Origin of the sequence: Thiopseudomonas acetoxidans (genome assembly GCF_030362935.1) — a bacterium.
Classification (GTDB): domain Bacteria; phylum Pseudomonadota; class Gammaproteobacteria; order Pseudomonadales; family Pseudomonadaceae; genus Thiopseudomonas; species Thiopseudomonas acetoxidans.
The window spans coordinates 1-18,572 of record NZ_JAUCDY010000021.1 but is presented as its reverse complement, the minus strand read 5'-3'; the positions used below and the strand labels follow the sequence as shown (position 1 = coordinate 18,572).

Annotated in this window: 15 protein-coding genes; 9 read left to right on the top strand and 6 right to left on the bottom strand. The window is 50.0% G+C overall.

Annotation, left to right across the window (positions count from 1 at the left end; genetic code table 11):
* Positions 1–626 precede the first annotated feature (626 nt).
* Positions 627–929 carry a transposase gene (locus QEZ41_RS11855; protein WP_353061911.1) on the top strand — a complete coding sequence of 101 codons (303 nt, stop codon included), beginning with the start codon at positions 627–629 and terminating at the stop codon, positions 927–929.
* 628 nt (positions 930–1,557) lie between these two features.
* Positions 1,558–2,934, top strand: coding sequence for an MATE family efflux transporter (locus tag QEZ41_RS11850; protein WP_289411806.1), 1,377 nt, complete (start codon positions 1,558–1,560; stop codon positions 2,932–2,934).
* Between the two features lie 24 nt (positions 2,935–2,958).
* Here the strand turns inward: QEZ41_RS11850 and QEZ41_RS11845 are convergent, their stop codons facing one another.
* From QEZ41_RS11845 to QEZ41_RS11835, 3 genes are all read right to left on the bottom strand, one after another.
* On the bottom strand, positions 2,959–4,071 hold the full coding sequence (locus tag QEZ41_RS11845; protein WP_289411805.1) for a cyclic nucleotide-binding domain-containing protein: 1,113 nt from the start codon (positions 4,069–4,071) through the stop codon (positions 2,959–2,961).
* Between the two features lie 277 nt (positions 4,072–4,348).
* Positions 4,349–5,725: a chromosome partitioning protein ParA gene (locus QEZ41_RS11840; RefSeq protein ID WP_289411804.1), complete on the bottom strand. Its 1,377-nt coding sequence runs from the start codon at positions 5,723–5,725 to the stop codon at positions 4,349–4,351.
* 222 nt (positions 5,726–5,947) lie between these two features.
* Positions 5,948–7,984 (bottom strand): NADPH-dependent 2,4-dienoyl-CoA reductase, encoded by a 2,037-nt coding sequence (locus QEZ41_RS11835; RefSeq protein ID WP_289411803.1) that lies wholly within the window; start codon positions 7,982–7,984, stop codon positions 5,948–5,950.
* A 172-nt stretch (positions 7,985–8,156) separates the two neighbouring features.
* Between QEZ41_RS11835 and QEZ41_RS11830 the strand changes: the two genes are divergently transcribed.
* The 7 genes from QEZ41_RS11830 to QEZ41_RS11800 all read left to right on the top strand — a co-directional run bounded on the left by QEZ41_RS11830 (position 8,157) and on the right by QEZ41_RS11800 (position 16,779).
* Entirely contained in the window at positions 8,157–11,012 is a 2,856-nt protein-coding gene (locus QEZ41_RS11830) for a valine--tRNA ligase (protein WP_289411802.1), read from the top strand.
* A gap of 47 nt (positions 11,013–11,059) precedes the next feature.
* A complete protein-coding gene (locus tag QEZ41_RS11825; RefSeq protein ID WP_289411801.1) occupies positions 11,060–12,037 on the top strand; it encodes an ABC transporter substrate-binding protein in 978 nt (325 codons plus the stop codon).
* A gap of 62 nt (positions 12,038–12,099) precedes the next feature.
* A complete protein-coding gene (locus tag QEZ41_RS11820) occupies positions 12,100–12,990 on the top strand; it encodes an ABC transporter permease (RefSeq protein ID WP_289411800.1) in 891 nt (296 codons plus the stop codon).
* Between the two features lies 1 nt (position 12,991).
* Complete coding sequence (locus QEZ41_RS11815; protein WP_289411799.1) at positions 12,992–13,786, top strand: ABC transporter ATP-binding protein; 795 nt, start codon at positions 12,992–12,994, stop codon at positions 13,784–13,786.
* Between the two features lie 233 nt (positions 13,787–14,019).
* Positions 14,020–14,253, top strand: coding sequence for a putative sulfate exporter family transporter (locus tag QEZ41_RS11810; RefSeq protein ID WP_289411798.1), 234 nt, complete (start codon positions 14,020–14,022; stop codon positions 14,251–14,253).
* A gap of 241 nt (positions 14,254–14,494) precedes the next feature.
* Positions 14,495–16,084 (top strand): tetratricopeptide repeat-containing response regulator, encoded by a 1,590-nt coding sequence (locus QEZ41_RS11805; protein WP_289411797.1) that lies wholly within the window; start codon positions 14,495–14,497, stop codon positions 16,082–16,084.
* Positions 16,078–16,779, top strand: a complete 702-nt coding sequence (locus QEZ41_RS11800) for a sensor histidine kinase (RefSeq protein WP_289411796.1) — start codon at positions 16,078–16,080, stop codon at positions 16,777–16,779. Before QEZ41_RS11805 ends, QEZ41_RS11800 begins: the two co-directional genes overlap by 7 nt.
* Positions 16,780–16,821: 42 nt before the next feature.
* Here QEZ41_RS11800 and QEZ41_RS11795 read toward each other — a convergent pair whose 3' ends face one another.
* From QEZ41_RS11795 to QEZ41_RS11785, 3 genes are all read right to left on the bottom strand, one after another.
* A complete protein-coding gene (locus tag QEZ41_RS11795; RefSeq protein WP_289411795.1) occupies positions 16,822–17,220 on the bottom strand; it encodes a SirB2 family protein in 399 nt (132 codons plus the stop codon).
* A 25-nt stretch (positions 17,221–17,245) separates the two neighbouring features.
* Positions 17,246–18,007 (bottom strand): sulfite exporter TauE/SafE family protein, encoded by a 762-nt coding sequence (locus tag QEZ41_RS11790; RefSeq protein ID WP_289411794.1) that lies wholly within the window; start codon positions 18,005–18,007, stop codon positions 17,246–17,248.
* Between the two features lie 78 nt (positions 18,008–18,085).
* Entirely contained in the window at positions 18,086–18,361 is a 276-nt protein-coding gene (locus QEZ41_RS11785; protein ID WP_289411793.1) for a hypothetical protein, read from the bottom strand.
* Between the last annotated feature and the right edge of the window lie 211 nt (positions 18,362–18,572).

Genomic DNA, 18,572 nt, shown 5'->3' with positions numbered 1-18,572 from the left:
ATTAAGGAAGGCTACAGCCTTCCAGCGCTATCCTTCCCCGCACTAAAAGTACGGGGCTTGTCGCGCATTTTGGTCATAAATGTGCTGGTTGTGCATACGAGCATGGTTACTCACTTGGTATAGCAAAGGCTCAGTCGTTACATATAGATTTTAATGCTTTGCCGGATAGCCAAGCAGGAACAGTTCGACATAAAAGTGTTCAAGCAGCATTCGCTAAAGGATACTTGGATGGCGTACTAGCTTCTTATTGACTTATGCAAGAAGTTAACAGGCCGTGTCTTTCGGGGCCTTTGGCCCCTGCGACGCTCACAAGTTCGCGCGCATGCACGGGGTGTTAAGCGCTCAAAACACCACAGGAGTATAGATGAAATATCTGGGCATTATTTAAAGCATTTTGTTTGTAACAGGTTGTTCCACCCACTTGACGAATGTGGCTTACGAAGGTGACGGCTACCGACAGCAATTAACTGCCAAGCTCATTAATGATGTCGTTGTATCTGACAATCGGGATACAGATAGTAATTGGTTAGGCGCAATACGTGGAGGGTACGGGAATCGCTTGAAAACCTTAAGAACAGTTGAGTCTACTGGCATTGTAGTTCAAAAAATGCACAGGGACGCTCTAAATAAAAGCAATTTGTTATCGACCGTTTCGGGAGCGCCGCGGAACATGTCAACATCGTTTAAGCAAAGCAGGTAATTCTTATTTGCGCACAGCGCTGTTTATGCCAGCTTTATCGGCAGCGACTCACGATGCTATTGTGCGCGCTTTTTATCAGTCGCTGATTCAACGTGGCAAGAAAAAGATGCAAGCACTGTGCGCAGTGATGCGTAAAATGCTGACGGGAATCTGGGCATGCTTAAAATTAAATTTGCCTTTTGATTCTTCAAAATTATTCAGTGAAGAGCACAAAAAAGCTTGTGCTTAAACAGAGTATCTACAGGGGCAGCTAAGCTCGGCAGGGTTTTCATCGCGCATAAGATGCGCTCCCACAGTCCCATAACCCCACAGACCCACAATCCCACAGTAAAGCAAAGCGGTTAGCACGACAGTAAAGCAAAGCGGTTAGCACGCAGCCGAACGCTTGGCACAGCTCTTATAGAAGCTTACATTTTCCATGTTCCCCGACACCTTTTCCAACCGGTCAGATTTTTTCTACACCCTTAAATGCGAAGAGCCAGTAAACATGCGGAACTGGCAGCTTAGCTAAATGGTTAGTCATATTACGAAACGACCGTTTGCAATCTTTTACTAGGCCCCTCCAAATATACATCTTGCGCTGTACCTAGCGGCATAGATTAATCTTGTTTTTATTTAAAACAATCATGCTCTAGCAACAGAATCATTGCTGGATTTCAACTTTCCTGCAAAATAGTTTTGCTTAGCGTAAACTTGCTGTGCTTTTCAGGGGCTCGAATGTGCAGCCCACCAAGCAAAACCCTACCTATGAAACTCTTAACAACTCTCATATTCCAGCATAATCAATCAAAAGAGCGAATCCCCTACCTAATTGCATAGAATACGACTCAACCCCCACCTTTAAATATACTACCTTTATGTATAACAACACTCTTGTAGCACGCATAACCAGTGAGTGGCGGCGTTTGTTAAGCCTTACCATTCCTATTGTAATCGCCCAACTCGCTAACACAGCCATGGGTTTTGTCGACACCATGATGGCCGGTCGCGTTAGCCCTAATGACTTAGCTGCAGTTGCACTGGGCAACTCTATTTGGGTGCCTATTTTTCTACTGATGAGCGGTGTGCTTTTAGCCACTACCGCCAAAGCTGCACGGTTATTTGGTGCTGGCGATAATGCCAGCATTGGTCCCTTGGTACGCCAAGCCTTATGGTTAGGGCTTATGTTCGGCAGTGGCTTAGCTGTATTGATGTGGAACGCTAAACCGCTAATGCATTGGCTGCAAATCAGTCCTGCATTGATTGAACCCGCCATGGGCTATTTACGCGCTGTCGCCTGCGGCTTTCCCGCCGTCGCTGTGTACTTGGTTTTTCGCTGTTATAGCGATGCCTTAGGCCGCACCCGCCCCAGTATGGTGATCGGTATCCTAGGCTTGTTAATCAATATTCCCGTTAACTATATATTTATCTACGGCAAACTTGGCGTACCGGCAATGGGCGGAGTTGGCTGTGGCTGGGCAACAGCTCTGGTGATGGTATTTATGGCACTGGCAATGCTGGTTTGGGTGCGCTGGGCACCCTATTACCAAGGGCACAATGTCTTTGCCCGTTTTCAGTGGCCCAACCTGTCCATGCAAAAGAGCTTAGCCACACTGGGCGTACCTATAGGCATCGCTATTTTTGCCGAGGCGAGTATTTTTTCTATTATCGCTTTGCTGATTGGCGGTCTAGGCGCTAATACCGTGGCCGGCCACCAAATAGCCCTCAACTTTAGCTCGCTGGTGTTTATGCTACCTTACTCATTGGGTATGGCCACTACGGTACGCGTCGGTCAGGCGATGGGCGCACAACAACCACAGCAAGCACGCTTTGCCGCCTTTGTGGCTATGGGTACAGCGTTGCTGGTGGCCTGTATTTCTGCTGGCTATATGACGTGGCTGAGAGAGTCCATTGCGCGAATTTATACCGAAGACCCTGTGGTGCTGAGCATTGCAGCTGCACTGATTGTCTACGCAGCAGTGTTTCAGTTTTCTGATGCCGTGCAGGTTACCGCAGCCGGCGCATTGCGCGGTTATCAAGACACCCGCATGACCATGCTAATTACTCTGGTTTCATACTGGGGCGTAGGCTTGCCGATTGGCTATATCTTAGGGCTAACCGACTATCTGGGCACTGCCCAAGGCCCGGCAGGCATGTGGCAGGGTCTGATTGCAGGGCTAACCTGTGCGGCCGTGTTATTAGGTTTTCGGCTGCGCCATATCAGCAATAAACAAATCGTGCAGCTGCAGGCGTAACTTAAGCGCACCACTACAGAAAGCTTATTGGCTTACTTCGATACGCCCGCCGCGCCGAACCAAGTAGCCTGCGCCCTGCTCAGACAGCAACTCATCGCGCTGCAACACCGACAAGCTGTCTGTGCCTCCAGCGAGCATTTTAGCTTTAAAGCCAAGCTGGGTAAGCAAGAAAACCGCATTCTGGCTGCGTTTGCCATTGTCACAATAGCAAAAATACAGCACCTCTTTATTCAGTAAGCGCGACTTTAAGCGCAACACGTCCAACGGCATATGCAAAGCACCAAAGGCATGGGCTTGCTCGTACTCATCCTGACGTCGCACATCCAACCATTGACCCTGCTGCTGTTCAAGCTGTTGTTGCGCCTGCTCCAGCGAACACTCTGCAACTACAGGTGCTTTGAGCAGTTCAACAAAGTCTTGCCGAGACAGCTCTAAAACCTGTCCGTCCTCAAGCATGCTGATATTGGCATTGCGTGGCTGATCGCTGAGTAAGGCTTCTTCGCCAAAACAGGCCCCCTCTTCCAGCTCAGCTAAAACCTGCAATTCGCCCTCTTGCTCACGCGTGACTTGCGCCCGCCCTGTTCGTAAAAAGTAACAGGTTTCACCCACCGCTCCTTGGCGAATAATTTCACTGCCGGCGGCTACCTTTACTGGTTTTAAACGCTGGAGAATTTCACGGATATTTTGTGCAGGTACATTACTGAACAATGGGTTGACCAGCAGCTTTTCTAGCCAGTCAAGGTCTAGGTGATCGTGCTCCAAGTCGAGCAATACATCCTGCATCATCTGCCGCCAAGCCAACAGCTGCGCCAGCTTTTCGGTATCTAATTTAATAACCACCGCATCCGTCTCAGCAACAGCTCGATACTGGCGGGGTTTTTGAGGCGCCAGCTCATACAGACTTTGCTCGTCCTCTGCACTAATCAGGCTCACCTCTTGCTGCTGATTGTGCAAACTAAGGTTGCCAGTCAATAAAAAATAACTTTGATTGTCTGTATTGCCCTGCTCAAACAACACATGACCAGCTAAAATCAGCTGTACCGACAATTGCGCACGCAGCTTAGCTAACTGCGTATCCGACAGTTGATTAAAAGGAATAAAAGTTTTTAACTGCTGAACCGTTAACTGGCTATTCATAATGTGTAAGGACCCAGAGCTGAACTGACAAGCAAAAATAATGGGTAAGTATAACCTGTAATACTAATGTGCCAACATCCCTACTAAAACCAAGGGAAACGCCGAATCAATACCTGTGTTTTGACATCCTCCCCGCCCTGAACGGCGGGGCTTGCCGCGCACCGGGTCAGGGCGGTATTAAAAAACAGCTCTGACTGCCGTGCTAACATTATTCAATTCAGTGCTTTCTAAGTTTTTTGCTGGTTATTAGAGCTGGGCTCTGAATATACCCGCCAACTCAATCATAGCTTTGAATAGGCTTTACCAGCTTGCGGTGACGTGAACATCTGTTCGATACGCCAACCGTAAATTGGCTCGGATGACTTTTGCGCTCTAGCGGCAGTCCGCATAAGGTGTCGGTTGTTTCTATTAAGGCATCACAGACTGCACCTTCATAGTGTTTAAGCCACTCACGGTAATGTTCTTCAGTGACTAAACAGTGTTTTGCGGCATAAGCCACAGGGTTCTGAAGATACACATCAATCTCTAACAGCGGGACATTCATATGCCCAGCACCCGGATGCAGCGCAACAAAGCTTACTCCTGCCGCATCGAGGCGTTGCAATATTTTCTCATCAGCCTGAACTGTTAGGTCTTTTACGGCACGCTGCAAACGCTCCTGCTCGAAAACCGCTTGCTGCAAACGCTCGTGTTTACTGGATAATTCATCTTCTTGTGCACGTAGCAGCTCTTGTTGCTGAGCGAGCGCCGCCTCAATATGCGCTTGCAATTCATTCTCATACTGCGATTTAAGCAGGCTTACTTGCTGCTGCTCTCTTTCATTCAGCTCTTGGATACGCACCTGTACATCTTTACGGATTTCTCTGAGCTTTTCGGATTGCTCTAACAGCTGTTTTTTTAATCTATCAATGTGCCCACGGTACTGACTCAGCTGCTGCTGTAGCTGCTTTTCATTTTGCTCACGCTGCATCAGGGACATTTCATATTGTTGGCGTAGTTTCGCCAGTGTTTCTGTATGCTGCGCCTCAAGGGTTTGAATCCTCAAGCGTTGTTGTTTGATGAGCTGTGCTGCTTGATGGCGCTGCTCTTTTTCGCGCTCTTGCGTTTTGTGCAACAGCGCTTGCATTTGTTCTTGGTTTTGCCAGCTGTCTTCTGGCGCTACCTGTAATCTGCCGGGCGCTACAACGAAGTCGTCCTCAACATCCACCACCAAACGCAAACCATTTTGCTTCACCGCATCACGCACCATGTTGACATGGTTTTTGCTGGGTGAAAGCTCTGGATCCCAAAGGTGCATTTGATACCAAGGCACAGCGCATTGGCTGCGACAGGCTAAACGAATAGGACCAGCGCCTAAATCAGGACCTGTACCTGCTTTTTCTGCTAAATGCCTTAAATCTAAATTCCAACCGGGCTCTACCGAACCCTCTTCATCAAAGTCCAGATAAAAGAACACTATCGAGCGCACCAACAGCCTTGGATTTATCAATACATAAGCGGCGCGCACTTGCTCATCAGCATACTGCGGCATGCTGACCATATTATCCAAAATGGCTTCAAACTCAGGGTAGAGCATTTCAGCAACAATCCCATCATTGCCAAACAGCATGACGACCTCAATCAGCTGAGCCTTACTGGATTTTTGCACGCGCATACAACAGCCCCTACTCACAACTCATTACAGTGAAAACAGCCTCTGAAGTGTAGCAAAAGCCTAGTCTAGGAGTGTGATTGGGTTAGCAGCAAAACCGGCCATTTAAGCGACTGAGTCGACACTTTAAACATTTGATTATGATGGCAAAATGAAGCCTGAGCTGATTGTTTAGCTCAAAAAAAGAGCGTCAAGCCTGCTTGCTCGACACTCTAAAAATACAGACTATAGCGCAGCCGCTATTCGCGACCCTTGGTCAATGGCACGCTTGGCATCCAGCTCAGCCGCTACGTCCGCGCCACCGGCCAAGTGTACCGTCACGCCACCGGCCAGCAGCTCATCGTAAAGCTCGCGCTGCGGCTTTTGCCCAGCACAAATGACAATGCTATCCACCCTGAGCAATTGTGGTGCAGCATCAGAAAGCCGAATGTGCAAGCCTTGGTCATCAATCCCAAGGTACTCGACGCCGTTAAGCATTTGTACCTGCTTTTTATTCAATTCTGCACGGTGAATCCAGCCGGTAGTTTTACCCAGCCCCGCACCCACTTTGCTGCTTTTGCGTTGCAACAAATACACCTGCCGCGCACTATTGGGTAAATGAGGCTTAACGCCTGCCACACCACCGCGCGCCGTCAACCCTAAATCAATGCCCCACTCTTTCCAGAAAGCCTCTTTATTTAGACTCACCGACTCACCGCTATGGGTAAGCAGCTCAGCCACATCAAACCCAATGCCGCCCGCACCAATAACTGCCACACTGTCGCCCACTGATTTACGCCCTAAGATAGCGTCCAAATAGCTCATCACTTTCGGATGCTCGATACCGGGAATCTCGGGCACACGAGGTACAATCCCCGTGGCCAGAATCACCTCAGCAAACCCTTCGGCGAGCAGCGCTTGAGCGTTCACGCGGGTGTTTAAACGCACCTCAACCCCGGTGTGCGCCAGCTTATGTTGGAAATAACGCAGCGTTTCATAGAATTCTTCCTTACCCGGAATCAGCTTGGCGACATTGAACTGCCCGCCAATCTCACTGCCCGCTTCAAACAGCACCACCTGATGGCCTCGCTCAGCCGCCACCGTCGCTGCCGCTAATCCCGCAGGTCCGGCACCGACCACCGCTACCTTTTTCACTTGCGTGACAGGAATGTATTGCAGCTCGGTTTCATGGCAAGCTCTGGGGTTGACCAAACAGGACGTCAGCTTGCCGCTGAAGGTGTGGTCCAAGCAGGCTTGGTTGCAGGCAATACAGGTGTTGATCAGCTCAGGCTGACCCGCTGCTGCTTTATTCACAAATTCAGGATCGGCCAAAAACGGACGCGCCATGGACACCATATCCGCTGCACCACTGGCAATGGCCTGCTCCGCCACTTCGGGCGTATTAATGCGGTTAGTTGCTACCAGCGGAATACTGACCTCACCGCGCAATTTGGCCGTAACACTGACAAAAGCACCACGCGGTACCATGGTCGCGATGGTCGGAATGCGCGCTTCATGCCAGCCAATTCCGGTGTTAATAATGGTCGCACCCACCTGCTCAATAACTTTGGCGAGCTGCACCACTTCATCCCAATCACTGCCGTTTTCCATTAAATCCAGCATGGATAAGCGGTAAATAATGATAAAGTCCGTGCCCACCGCTTCGCGCACTCGGCGCACAATCTCAACGGGCAAACGCATGCGGTTGCTGAACTCACCACCCCATTCATCGGTGCGTAAATTGGTATGTTTAACCAAAAACTGGTTAATAAAGTAACCCTCAGACCCCATAATCTCGACACCGTCATAGCCAGCCTGCTGGGCAAGCTGGGCGCAGGTGACGAAATCAGCAATCTGCTTTTCAATCCCCTCGGCGTCTAACTCTTTGGGTTTAAACGGGTTAATCGGCGCTTGAATGGCGCTGGGCGCAACCAGCTTAGGACTGTAGCCATAACGTCCGGCATGCAAAATCTGCAAGCAGATTTTTGCGCCTTCAGCATGGACTGCGCGGGTAACCACCTTATGTTGCTCAGCCTCGGCGGCGGTTGTGAGTTTGGCTGCGCCTTGATAAACCGCACCTTCTTCGTTAGGTGCAATACCGCCGGTGACGATCAAGCCCACGCCACCACGAGCACGTTCGGCAAAATACACCGCCATGCGCTCAAAACCACCGGGGCGCTCTTCCAACCCAGTGTGCATTGAGCCCATTAAAAAGCGGTTTTTTAAGATGGTAAAGCCCAGATCAAGCGGGGTAAACAGGTGTGGATAGTTAGAATGATTCATGCGTAAGTCTCTTTGTTTTATGACTGTTATTGTTTTTGGTCACAATAAACAGCTTATGCCGACAATTCAATATGCATTGCCACTGTATAGCTTCTTCTTTGGCTCAATGGAAATTACAGGTATACTTGCGCGTTTCCATTCAGCCGCTTACTTCTAAGGTTCCTGTCACTCTATGGATAAAACCTATCAGCCCCACGCTATTGAATCCACCTGGTATCAGAACTGGGAGGCCAATGATTATTTTGCTCCGCAAGGTTCGGGTACGCCTTACACCATTATGATCCCACCGCCGAACGTTACCGGCAGTTTGCATATGGGGCATGGCTTTAATAACGCCATTATGGATGCGCTGATTCGCTACCGCCGCATGCAGGGGCATAACACCCTTTGGCAGCCCGGCACCGACCATGCCGGTATCGCCACACAAATGGTGGTAGAACGCCAACTCGCCAATCAAGGTTTGGATCGCCATGCTTTAGGTCGCTCGGCCTTTTTAGAAAAAATCTGGCAATGGAAAGAGCAATCCGGCGGTACCATCACCCGACAAATTCGCCGTTTAGGCAGCTCAGTTGACTGGTCGCGCGAACGCTTCACCATGGATGCAGGCTTATCCGAGGCGGTTAAAGAAGCCTTTGTTCGTCTGCACGAAGACGGCCTGATTTATCGCGGCAAGCGCTTGGTGAACTGGGATCCCAAGCTGCATACAGCCATCTCTGATCTAGAAGTGGAAAACCACGATGAACAGGGACAGCTGTGGAATTTACGCTACCCACTGGCCGATGGCGCAACCACGACTGATGGTAAAAACTACCTGATTGTTGCCACTACCCGTCCAGAAACCATGCTGGGTGACTCGGCGGTTGCGGTAAACCCAGAAGACGAACGCTACCAAGCTTTAATTGGTAAATACATTGAACTGCCCTTGGTAGGTCGCCGTATTCCTATTGTGGGCGATGATTATTGCGATCCTGAGTTCGGTACCGGTTGCGTTAAAATCACTCCAGCCCACGACTTTAATGACTATGAAGTGGGCAAACGCCATAACCTGCCGCTGATTAATATCCTTGACGAAAATGCCGCGATTCTGGCGCAAGCTCAGATTTTCAATGTTGATGCCAGTGTAAACAACGAACTGGACACGCAGCTGCCAGCCCAGTTTGCCGGACTGGATCGCTTTGAGGCACGCGATAAAATCGTGCTGGCTTTTAAAGAATTAGGCCTGCTGGAAAGTATTGAACCACACGCTTTAAAAACGCCACGCGGTGATCGCTCTGGCGTAGTCATCGAGCCCTGGCTGACCGACCAGTGGTATGTATCCACTAAGCCTTTAGCCAAACCTGCGATTGCAGCGGTTGAAGACGGCCTTATTCAGTTCGTGCCTAAGCAATACGAGAATATGTATTTTAGCTGGATGCGTGACATTCAGGACTGGTGCATTAGCCGTCAACTCTGGTGGGGTCACCGCATTCCAGCCTGGTATGACGACAGCGGTAATGTCTACGTCGGCCGCAACGAAGCTGAAGTACGAAAAAAGCACGAACTTGGCGATATGGCTCTGCGCCAAGACGAAGATGTCTTGGATACCTGGTTTAGCTCGGGCTTGTGGACCTTTTCCACCCTAGGCTGGCCTGAACAAACAGAGTTTTTGAAAACCTTCCATCCCACGGATGTGTTGGTAACAGGTTTCGACATTATTTTCTTCTGGGTTGCACGCATGATTATGCTGACCATGCATTTGGTCAAAAATGATGACGGCAGCCCGCAAATTCCGTTTAAAACCGTCTATGTGCATGGACTGGTGCGTGACAACCAAGGACATAAAATGTCCAAGTCACGCGGTAACGTGCTCGACCCGCTGGATATTATTGACGGTATTGACCTTGAATCTTTAGTGCAAAAACGCACCACCGGCCTGATGCAGCCACAGCTGGCCGCGCAAATTGCACAACAAACCCGCGATGAGTTTGCTGAGGGTATTGCCAGCTATGGCACCGATGCTCTGCGTTTCACCTTCTGCTCACTGGCTTCAACCGGTCGCGATATCAAGTTTGATATGGGTCGCGTGGAAGGCTACCGCAACTTCTGTAATAAAATCTGGAACGCAGCACGCTATGTATTGATGCAATGCCAAGAGCAGGATTGTGGTCTGGGCGAGCAACAAGAGGTTGAACTGACCGCTGCGGATCGTTGGATTATCTCTCAATTACAGCGCACTGAGCTCGAAGTTGTACGCCAACTGGATCAATTCCGTTTTGATTTGGCCACGCAAGCGATTTACGAGTTTATCTGGAATCAGTATTGCGACTGGTATCTGGAGCTGTCCAAGCCCGTACTCTGGGATAAAAAAGCGCCAGCCGCACGTACCCGTGGCACACGTCGCACGCTGGTGCGCGTATTGGAATCTGCTTTGCGCTTGGCGCATCCTTTTATGCCCTTTATCACCGAGGAAATTTGGCAACGTATTGCGCCCATGGCGGGCAAGTCTGGCGCAACCATTATGTTGCAACCTTACCCAGCTGGTGATAACACCCTGATTGACCCGCAGGCCGAAGGCGATATTGAGTGGTTAAAAGAGGTCATGCTCGCGGTACGTAATATTCGCGCAGAAATGAATATTGGTCCCGGTCAACCCCTGCCGCTTTATCTGAGTAATGCCAGTTCTGGTGATTTGCGCCGCTTGGACGTCAACCACATCACCTTAACTAAGCTGGCTAAGCTGGACTCAGTCACGATACTGGATGCTGGACAAGAAGCGCCCATGTCGGCCACCGCTTTAGTAGGCGATATGCAAGTGCTCGTCCCCATGGCAGGCTTGATTGACACCACCGCCGAGCTGGCACGCCTCGATAAAGAAATTCAACGCTTAACCGGCGAAATCAAACGCGTTGCAGGTAAACTCAGCAATCAAGGTTTTGTTGCCAAAGCCCCAGCCGAAGTCATTGAAAAAGAGCGCACCAAACAAACCGATTATGAACAGGCACTGGCACGCTTGACCGAACAGCGTGCACGAATTGCCAACTTACAGTAAGCTGCAAAAGTTTTTTAAAAAACAACAATCATCAGGAGATAGACAGAATGCTAAGCCTCCCAAAAAAAGCATTACTTTCATTGAGCGTCATTAGTTTAGCCATGAGCGCTACTTTTTCCGTAGCTGCCGAGCCGGTAAAATCCGTAGCGGTAACCGCTATTGTTGAGCACCCTGCTCTTGACTCAGCTCGCGATGGCATCCTGCATGCATTAAATGAAGCAGGCTTTGCTGAGGGCAAAAACCTCAAGTGGCAATATCAAAGCGCACAGGGCAACACCGCGACCGCCGCCCAGATTGCGCGCAAATTTATCGGTGACAGCCCTGACGTTATTGTGGGTATCGCCACACCCTCCGCACAAGCACTAGTGGCCGGCACCAAAAGCGTTCCAATTGTGTTCACTGCCGTGACAGACCCTGTACAAGCACAGCTCACCCCTAGCTGGGAAGCCAGCGGTACTAACGTCACCGGTGTTTCAGACATTTTGGAGCTGGAAAAACAAATTGAGTTGATTAAAGAAATCGTGCCTGAGGTAAAAAATATTGGCATGGTGTACAACCCAGGTGAAGCTAACTCAGTGGCTGTCGTCGAAGCCTTTAAAGAACTGCTGCCCAAGCACGGTCTGAAACTGGTCGAAGCGGCTGCTCCACGTACTGTTGACGTTAGCTCAGCGGCGCGCAGTCTCGTCGGCAAAGTAGACGTGATTTACACCAACACCGACAACAACGTGGTTTCCGCGTATGAAGCCTTGGCCAAAGTAGGCAACGATAGCAAAATACCACTGATCGCTTCGGATACAGACAGCGTTAAGCGCGGTGCAATTGCTGCGCTGGGCGTTAACTATCGCGACTTAGGCGAGCAAACCGGCCGCATTGTGGTGCGTATTCTAAATGGCGAAAAGCCAGGCGATATACAGCCGCAAACCAGTGAAAACCTACAGCTATATGTGAACGTAACCGCAGCCGAAAAGCAGGGTGTACTTTTGCCATTGTCGCTGATTGAACGCGCTACAGAAATTATTCGTTAATACCACCTCACACCGAGCCTTGTTGTAGGCTCGGTGACTTTTAACTGCCTGCGGTTTAATCCATGTCTTTGTTTTCCCTATTTGGTGCCCTTGAAATTGGCTTGATTTTTAGCTTGGTGGCACTGGGCGTCTTTATTTCTTTTCGTTTATTACGCTTTCCTGATCTGACCGTTGATGGCAGCTTCCCTCTGGGTGGTGCTGTAGGCGCTATGTGCATTGTCAGCGGTATGGACCCTTTTCTAGCCACTGTCTGTGCTACGTTAGCTGGCGCTGCAGCCGGCGTGCTCACCGCTTTGCTGAATGTGCATCTGAAAATCATGGATCTGCTCGCCAGTATCTTAATGATGATCGCGCTGTACTCAATCAACCTGCGCATCATGGGTAAACCCAATATTCCGCTGATTATGGAGCCCACCGTTTTTAGCGTGCTGCAACCTGAATGGTTAGTGGACTATATTGGCCGCCCGCTCATTTTAATTGTGGTAGTGGTGTTCGCCAAATTCGGTCTCGATGCTTATTTTTCCACCCAACAAGGCTTGGCAATTCGTGCGACGGGTTCCAACCCACGCATGGCACGCTCACAAGGGGTGAATACCGGCGCTATGATTATTTTGGGAATGGCGATTTCCAATGGTTTAGTGGGGCTGGCTGGCGCGCTCTATGCGCAAACTCAGGGCGGTGCAGACATCTCCATGGGTATTGGTACTATCGTAATTGGTCTAGCAGCTGTCATTGTCGGTGAAAGCATTTTGCCCTCGCGCAAGCTTTTTATGCTGACTCTAGCCGTCGTCTTGGGCGCAATTGTCTATCGCTTCTTTATCGCTTTGGCATTGAACAGCGATTTTATTGGCCTAAAAGCTCAAGATCTCAACCTCGTTACTGCTCTGCTGGTGACCGTTGCGCTGGTGATTCCATTACTCAAACAACGTTACGCACGGCGCAAAAGGGTTTGAAATGTTAAAAGCAACTGATTTAAAAATCACCTTTAACCCCCGCACACCCATTGAAACCCGGGCATTACAGGGTCTATCGTTAGAAATCCCCACAGGACAATTTGTAACGGTTATTGGTACCAACGGTGCCGGAAAATCCACTTTTTTAAATGCCGTATCCGGTGATTTAGCAGTAGATAGCGGCAGCATTTTAATTGATGATAGCGAAGTCACACGCTTGCCCGTATGGCAGCGTGCAGCCAAGGTTGCGCGTGTGTTTCAAGATCCTATGGCCGGTACCTGCGAAGATTTAACCATCGAAGAAAATATGGCGCTGGCGCAATGCCGTGGCAGTAAGCGCGGCCTAAGTTGGGCGGTGAAAGCCTCGCAGCGTGATTATTACCGCGAACACCTTGCCAAGCTTGGCTTAGGGCTAGAAAACCGTCTCACCGACCGTATCGGTTTGCTATCTGGCGGTCAGCGTCAAGCAGTAAGCCTGCTGATGGCGGCTCTGCAACCCTCACGTATCCTGCTGTTAGATGAACATACAGCAGCACTGGATCCACGCACAGCTGATTTTGTGCTCAAGCTAACCCAACGCATTGTCGCCGAGAAGCAATTGACCACCATGATGGTTACCCACAGCATGCGCCAAGCCTTAGACGTGGGTGACCGCACCGTGATGCTGCACCAAGGCCAAGTGGTGCTGGATGTGTCCGGTGAGCAACGCAAAGGCATGCACGTTAAGGATCTGCTGAATATGTTTGAGCAGGTACGCGGCGAAGAAATTTCAGACGATGCGTTGTTACTCAGCTAAGCGTTTGCGCAGCAAGACTCAACCTCCCTAATAGCACAAAACCAAGTCTGACCCGAGCATCACCCTCGGGTCGTATCACTATGTACCTGTTGAACACACCCACTCGCGCATTTGGTTATATACATACAACCAGTACTTATAAGCAAAATAGATACTCTATAGCTGTATTATTCGTTTTATAGAAAAGAAGCCTTCTCTTACACTGCCTCCAATCTTAATGACTGGAGGCTTTCATGAGCACCAACCCGCTACGCACTCATTTTCCCGGCTTACTCTATGTGGCGCTACTGAGCCTGCTTGGTTTTTGGCTAAGCCAAACGCAATTGGTACGCCAGTGGGGACTGGGGGCGTTAACCGTGGCGATTTTACTGGGGATGCTGCTCGCAAACCTGCTGCCGCTATTTAACCACCCGCGCCTGCAACTCGGTATTTTATTCAGCAAGACCACCCTGCTGCGCTGGGCTTAAACACCTCTATCAGTGCGTTAAAAAATGCCGGTATGAAACCTATCGCACTGGGTGCCATAGCTTGGGTATGGCTGGTAGTGGGTGGCGCGGCCGTACATAGTATGCTTTATGGTTTGCTTGGCTAGAACCAAACACACACCCAAGCCGTTAGCCTAGTTGCGCGCTATGCTTATTCGATGGGAACGATTACACTTAATTGCAAATATTCTATAACGATGTGTGCGATCTAGTACGGTGAACCATGATTGATTTCAGCAAGATGCGTTTCTTAGTGGTTGATGATTTTTCCGAGTTTCGGAGCTCCATTCGAGGTATTTTACGACTGCTCGGCGTACAGCAAATTGATACCGCAGCGAACGGTATTGATGTTTTAGAGCTATGCCGCCGCCACCGCTATGATGTGATCTTGCACGACTACAACCTTGGTGAGGGCGTTAGCGGTCAGCAAGTGCTCGAGCAGCTGCATAACGAAAAACTCCTGTCCCCGCACTGCATATTCGTCATGGTTACCGCAGAAAACACCCAAGCCATGGTACTTGCCGCGCTTGAGTGCGAGCCGGATGACTACCTGACCAAACCCTTCAACAAAGTAGCATTGCAAACACGCCTAGAGCGTTTGATACGTCGCAAACAGGTATTAACCCCCGTACTCAACGCACTTGAAAGCAATGACTTTGCCGCCGCGCTAGAGGCATGCCAAGCCATCGAGAACAAAGAACCACGCCATGCAGTGCTATGCTTACGTTACAAAGCTCAAGCCTTACAAGAACTGGCACGCTACCTTGAGCTAGAACAAATGCTTGAGCAACAGGCACGCACACGACCCACCGCTTGGAATCTGCAAGCTCTGGCCAGCTTGTGGTTACGCCAAGGACGCTTCGAACAACTTACCCGTCTGCTTACTGCAGCCACGCGACAATTTCCCATGATGCCGGAATTACGTGATATACAAGCCAGTTTGGCAGCTAACAACAACGACTTGCCAGTCATGCAAGAGGCTCTCCAACAAGCGGTAGCCCTATCGCCCAACACTGTGCGACGTCAAATTCGACTGGCCTGCCATGCCTGGCTAAACAACGACCACAAGGTTGCTGCCCATGCCATTCATCAATGCTGGGAGGTAGGTCGTTATTCTGCCACTTTTGACCCGGAATTACTTTGGCAGCTGGCTTCTATCCTGACGCAAAGCGCAGGCGAGCGTCGCATGCCTGACGATGCACAGCATTGGCTTAAAATAATTGAAAGAAGCTGGCAACAGACTTACTCTTTACAGCCTGCCACGGCATTACTACGCATTGAGCAACGCCGACGTCAGGGTAGAGCGCACACCGCCGAAGAGCTACAACCCCTAATCGAAGCGCTGCATAACCATAAAAATGATTATGCCGCGATCACTCTAATACAACTGGGCGACTGGCTAGCGCAGCTAGAACAAGCAGACACTGCTCAGTCTTTCTGGCTTCATTGTGCTGCGCGTTACGCTGGCACAACTGGCGTGCTTGAACAAATCAGCCTGCGCCTGCCGCAGTTCAATCCTGAGCCGTTACGCAAGGCCATTGAGCTCGGCCGTCAAGCAACCGCCTTGCACACCCAAGAACAAACTGAAAAAGCTCTGCCGCTGTTTGAGCAAGCCTTGCAACTAGCGCCGCAACTGATCGAATTGAATATGGCCGCAGCACGCCTTTTTTTAGAACAGCTACGCCAACATCAGCCTGACGCGAATAACCGCCTTGGTGACTGTTTAGAGCGTATAGGCGGTCTGTCTAAGCTTGATCCCGAATCACCTCAGCATCAACATATGCAAACCGCACTGGAGTTAAGCCCATGGTAAAACAGATTGATTTTTCAACGCTGATGGCTTCCAGCGTACATGACATGAAAAACATTATTGCTGCTATCAGTCAGGCCTATGAAAGCCTGCTCGCACAAATGCCCAAAGAACTGCAACACTCATCGCAAGCACGCCTGATTGAGCAAGAAGCACTGCGCCTTGACGCCATGCTAATGCAGTTGTTAGGTATTTATAAATTAGAACACAATCAGCTCCGCCTACAGCCTGAATATTGCCGACTCGATGAGCTATTTGAAGACCTACACAACCGTCACCGCGAGCTGCTGCAATACCGCACTATCGATTTGCAAATCAAACTGGACGATCCGGATTTAGAAGGATTTTTTGATGCCAGCCTGATGGGTACTGTGTTGGATAACGCGCTAGGCAATGCAGTTAATTACTGCCGCAGCAGCATTCTTTTGCAAGCTGAGAGCGTGGATAATGGCGTGCTATTAACCATCAATGATGACGGTCCCGGCTACCCTGCTCATCACTTAGGCGCAGTGCGCAATCAAGCCGCTAGCAGCATTGATCGTGACAGCGGCAGCACGGGTTTGGGTTTGTATTTTGCCGCCAACATAGTCGCTATGCATGATCAGGAAGAACGCCCCGCACGCTTGGAGCTCAGTAATGGCGGCCCGCTCTCAGGTGCTTGCATGACGATCTGGTTAGCTCTACCTAGCTTATTCTAAGACAACCCTGCCGCTCCTAGAGCTCCTCTTAGAGCGGCATCGTTAACTCCACATCCAAATGGGCAAGTGGAGCCTAGCAGTTTGATACATTAGCAGCCAACAAACTAATGCCAAAGCAAAGCACGACCAACGTCCAGCCAACGGCAAACGCTGACGAAAGGCAAACACTCCCAGCCCCACATAGACAATCAGCAACACCAGTTTGCTCGCCACCCAAGCGGTAGTGACGGGATTAAGCTGTAAAACAAATAACAGACTAATACCCATAGCCAACAACAGCGTATCGACCAAATAACTCAAACGGTCAACGCTTTTTCTCAAGCCTTGATGCATCCGCTCACGCCAAAGCAAGCGGTATAAACCGCGCAACAAAAACAACAACCCAGTGGTATAGGCCATGCCAATATGAACGTTTTTAATCCACAGATAATATTCAGCCACTTACTCTTATCCTCAACCCATGCTGTTACGTGAATGCCTGCCAGAGCAAGCGTAACGCCAGCACGGTTAATACTGTATTAAAGACTAGGGTAAAACGCTGGTCACTCAGTTTGTTTAGCTGCAATAAGCCGAGTTTAGTCCCTAACGCGCCTGCGCTAATCATCAGAGCCACCAGCAATAGCCACTCTTTAAACGCAAAACCTGCTACGCCATATACCAGTGCTTTTGGCCCGTGCTGTATGGTCATAGTTACTGCAAAGCTGGCTACTGATACATGACGGCTGTCGGCAAATTTTTGCTTAATAAATGCCGCCACCAAAGGACCGGTTGCCCCGACAAAATGACTTAAAAACGTAGTGATCGCAGCGGCTAAAAAAACTCCCCAGTTGCTTAGCACCCTGCCCGGCAAGCGCGGCCCCCAACACAAAAAAAGAATAAAACTGGCGATAGCGATCTGTAAAGCTGCTAAGGGTAGCTCAATCAAAAACACCGCTGCCAACGCAGCGCCCACAATTGAGCCGGGTAGAAAGTACAACACCGTTTGCCAGTCGATATTGCGCCACAGCAGTACTGAGCGGTAAGCATTAGAACCCAGCTGCACCAAACCATGCACAGGAATAATGGCCGAGACAGGAATGACCAAGCTCAGCACGGCCAATAACAACACTCCACCACCTACACCTACCGCAGCGGTGATAAACGAGGTGAATGCTGCTGTAATTACCAGCAAAAGCACTTGCCAGCCCGACAGCATGTCAGGCAATAAATTATAAAATACGTCTTGCATCAGCTACCCTATACATCAGTGTGGTGCTTAGGAAGCCCACACTGATGATAGTAAGTTGGTATGAACTGGCCGTTGACCCTAGAGGCTATCGCCAAAATCCTGACGAAACTTAGCCTTTAGTTTTTCTTGCCAGTCTGAGGTTGGCGCTAAGCGACCATAGAAAAAACGCAGAATCTCTGGCTCTTGCGTAAACTCCAACCCACCGATCAGGTGGCGGTTGGCATAAAGCCACTCAATACGGTCGATCGCATATTTAACCTGTGACAGCGTAAATACACGGCGCGGCATTGCCAAACGCACCAGCTCCATATTGGCAAAACACTCTGAACCATCCGGCTCACGCTGCTCAGACATAGTTCCGCGTTCCATACCGCGCACACCGCTAGCAATATACAGTATACAGTGCAGCCGCCAAAGCACCAGCGGGATATTGTGTTTGTGGAATATGTTGACATCCTCCCCGCCCTAAAGGACTGGGATTCCCTCTGCAGGACGGCCATGCCCGACCGCAAGAATGTTCTTGGCCGCATTGATGTCGCGGTCGTGAGTGACACCACACTCACTG

Excerpts from the sequence above, each read along its gene's own strand:
- QEZ41_RS11850 (WP_289411806.1), top strand. The coding sequence starts at position 1,558 with ATGTATAACAACACTCTTGTAGCACGCATAACCAGTGAGTGGCGGCGT.
- QEZ41_RS11845 (WP_289411805.1), bottom strand. The coding sequence starts at position 4,071 with ATGAATAGCCAGTTAACGGTTCAGCAGTTAAAAACTTTTATTCCTTTT.
- QEZ41_RS11840 (WP_289411804.1), bottom strand. The coding sequence starts at position 5,725 with ATGCGCGTGCAAAAATCCAGTAAGGCTCAGCTGATTGAGGTCGTCATG.
- QEZ41_RS11835 (WP_289411803.1), bottom strand. The coding sequence starts at position 7,984 with ATGAATCATTCTAACTATCCACACCTGTTTACCCCGCTTGATCTGGGC.
- QEZ41_RS11830 (WP_289411802.1), top strand. The coding sequence starts at position 8,157 with ATGGATAAAACCTATCAGCCCCACGCTATTGAATCCACCTGGTATCAG.
- QEZ41_RS11825 (WP_289411801.1), top strand. The coding sequence starts at position 11,060 with ATGCTAAGCCTCCCAAAAAAAGCATTACTTTCATTGAGCGTCATTAGT.
- QEZ41_RS11820 (WP_289411800.1), top strand. The coding sequence starts at position 12,100 with ATGTCTTTGTTTTCCCTATTTGGTGCCCTTGAAATTGGCTTGATTTTT.
- QEZ41_RS11815 (WP_289411799.1), top strand. The coding sequence starts at position 12,992 with ATGTTAAAAGCAACTGATTTAAAAATCACCTTTAACCCCCGCACACCC.
- QEZ41_RS11810 (WP_289411798.1), top strand. The coding sequence starts at position 14,020 with ATGAGCACCAACCCGCTACGCACTCATTTTCCCGGCTTACTCTATGTG.
- QEZ41_RS11805 (WP_289411797.1), top strand. The coding sequence starts at position 14,495 with ATGATTGATTTCAGCAAGATGCGTTTCTTAGTGGTTGATGATTTTTCC.
- QEZ41_RS11800 (WP_289411796.1), top strand. The coding sequence starts at position 16,078 with ATGGTAAAACAGATTGATTTTTCAACGCTGATGGCTTCCAGCGTACAT.
- QEZ41_RS11790 (WP_289411794.1), bottom strand. The coding sequence starts at position 18,007 with ATGCAAGACGTATTTTATAATTTATTGCCTGACATGCTGTCGGGCTGG.
- QEZ41_RS11785 (WP_289411793.1), bottom strand. The coding sequence starts at position 18,361 with ATGTCTGAGCAGCGTGAGCCGGATGGTTCAGAGTGTTTTGCCAATATG.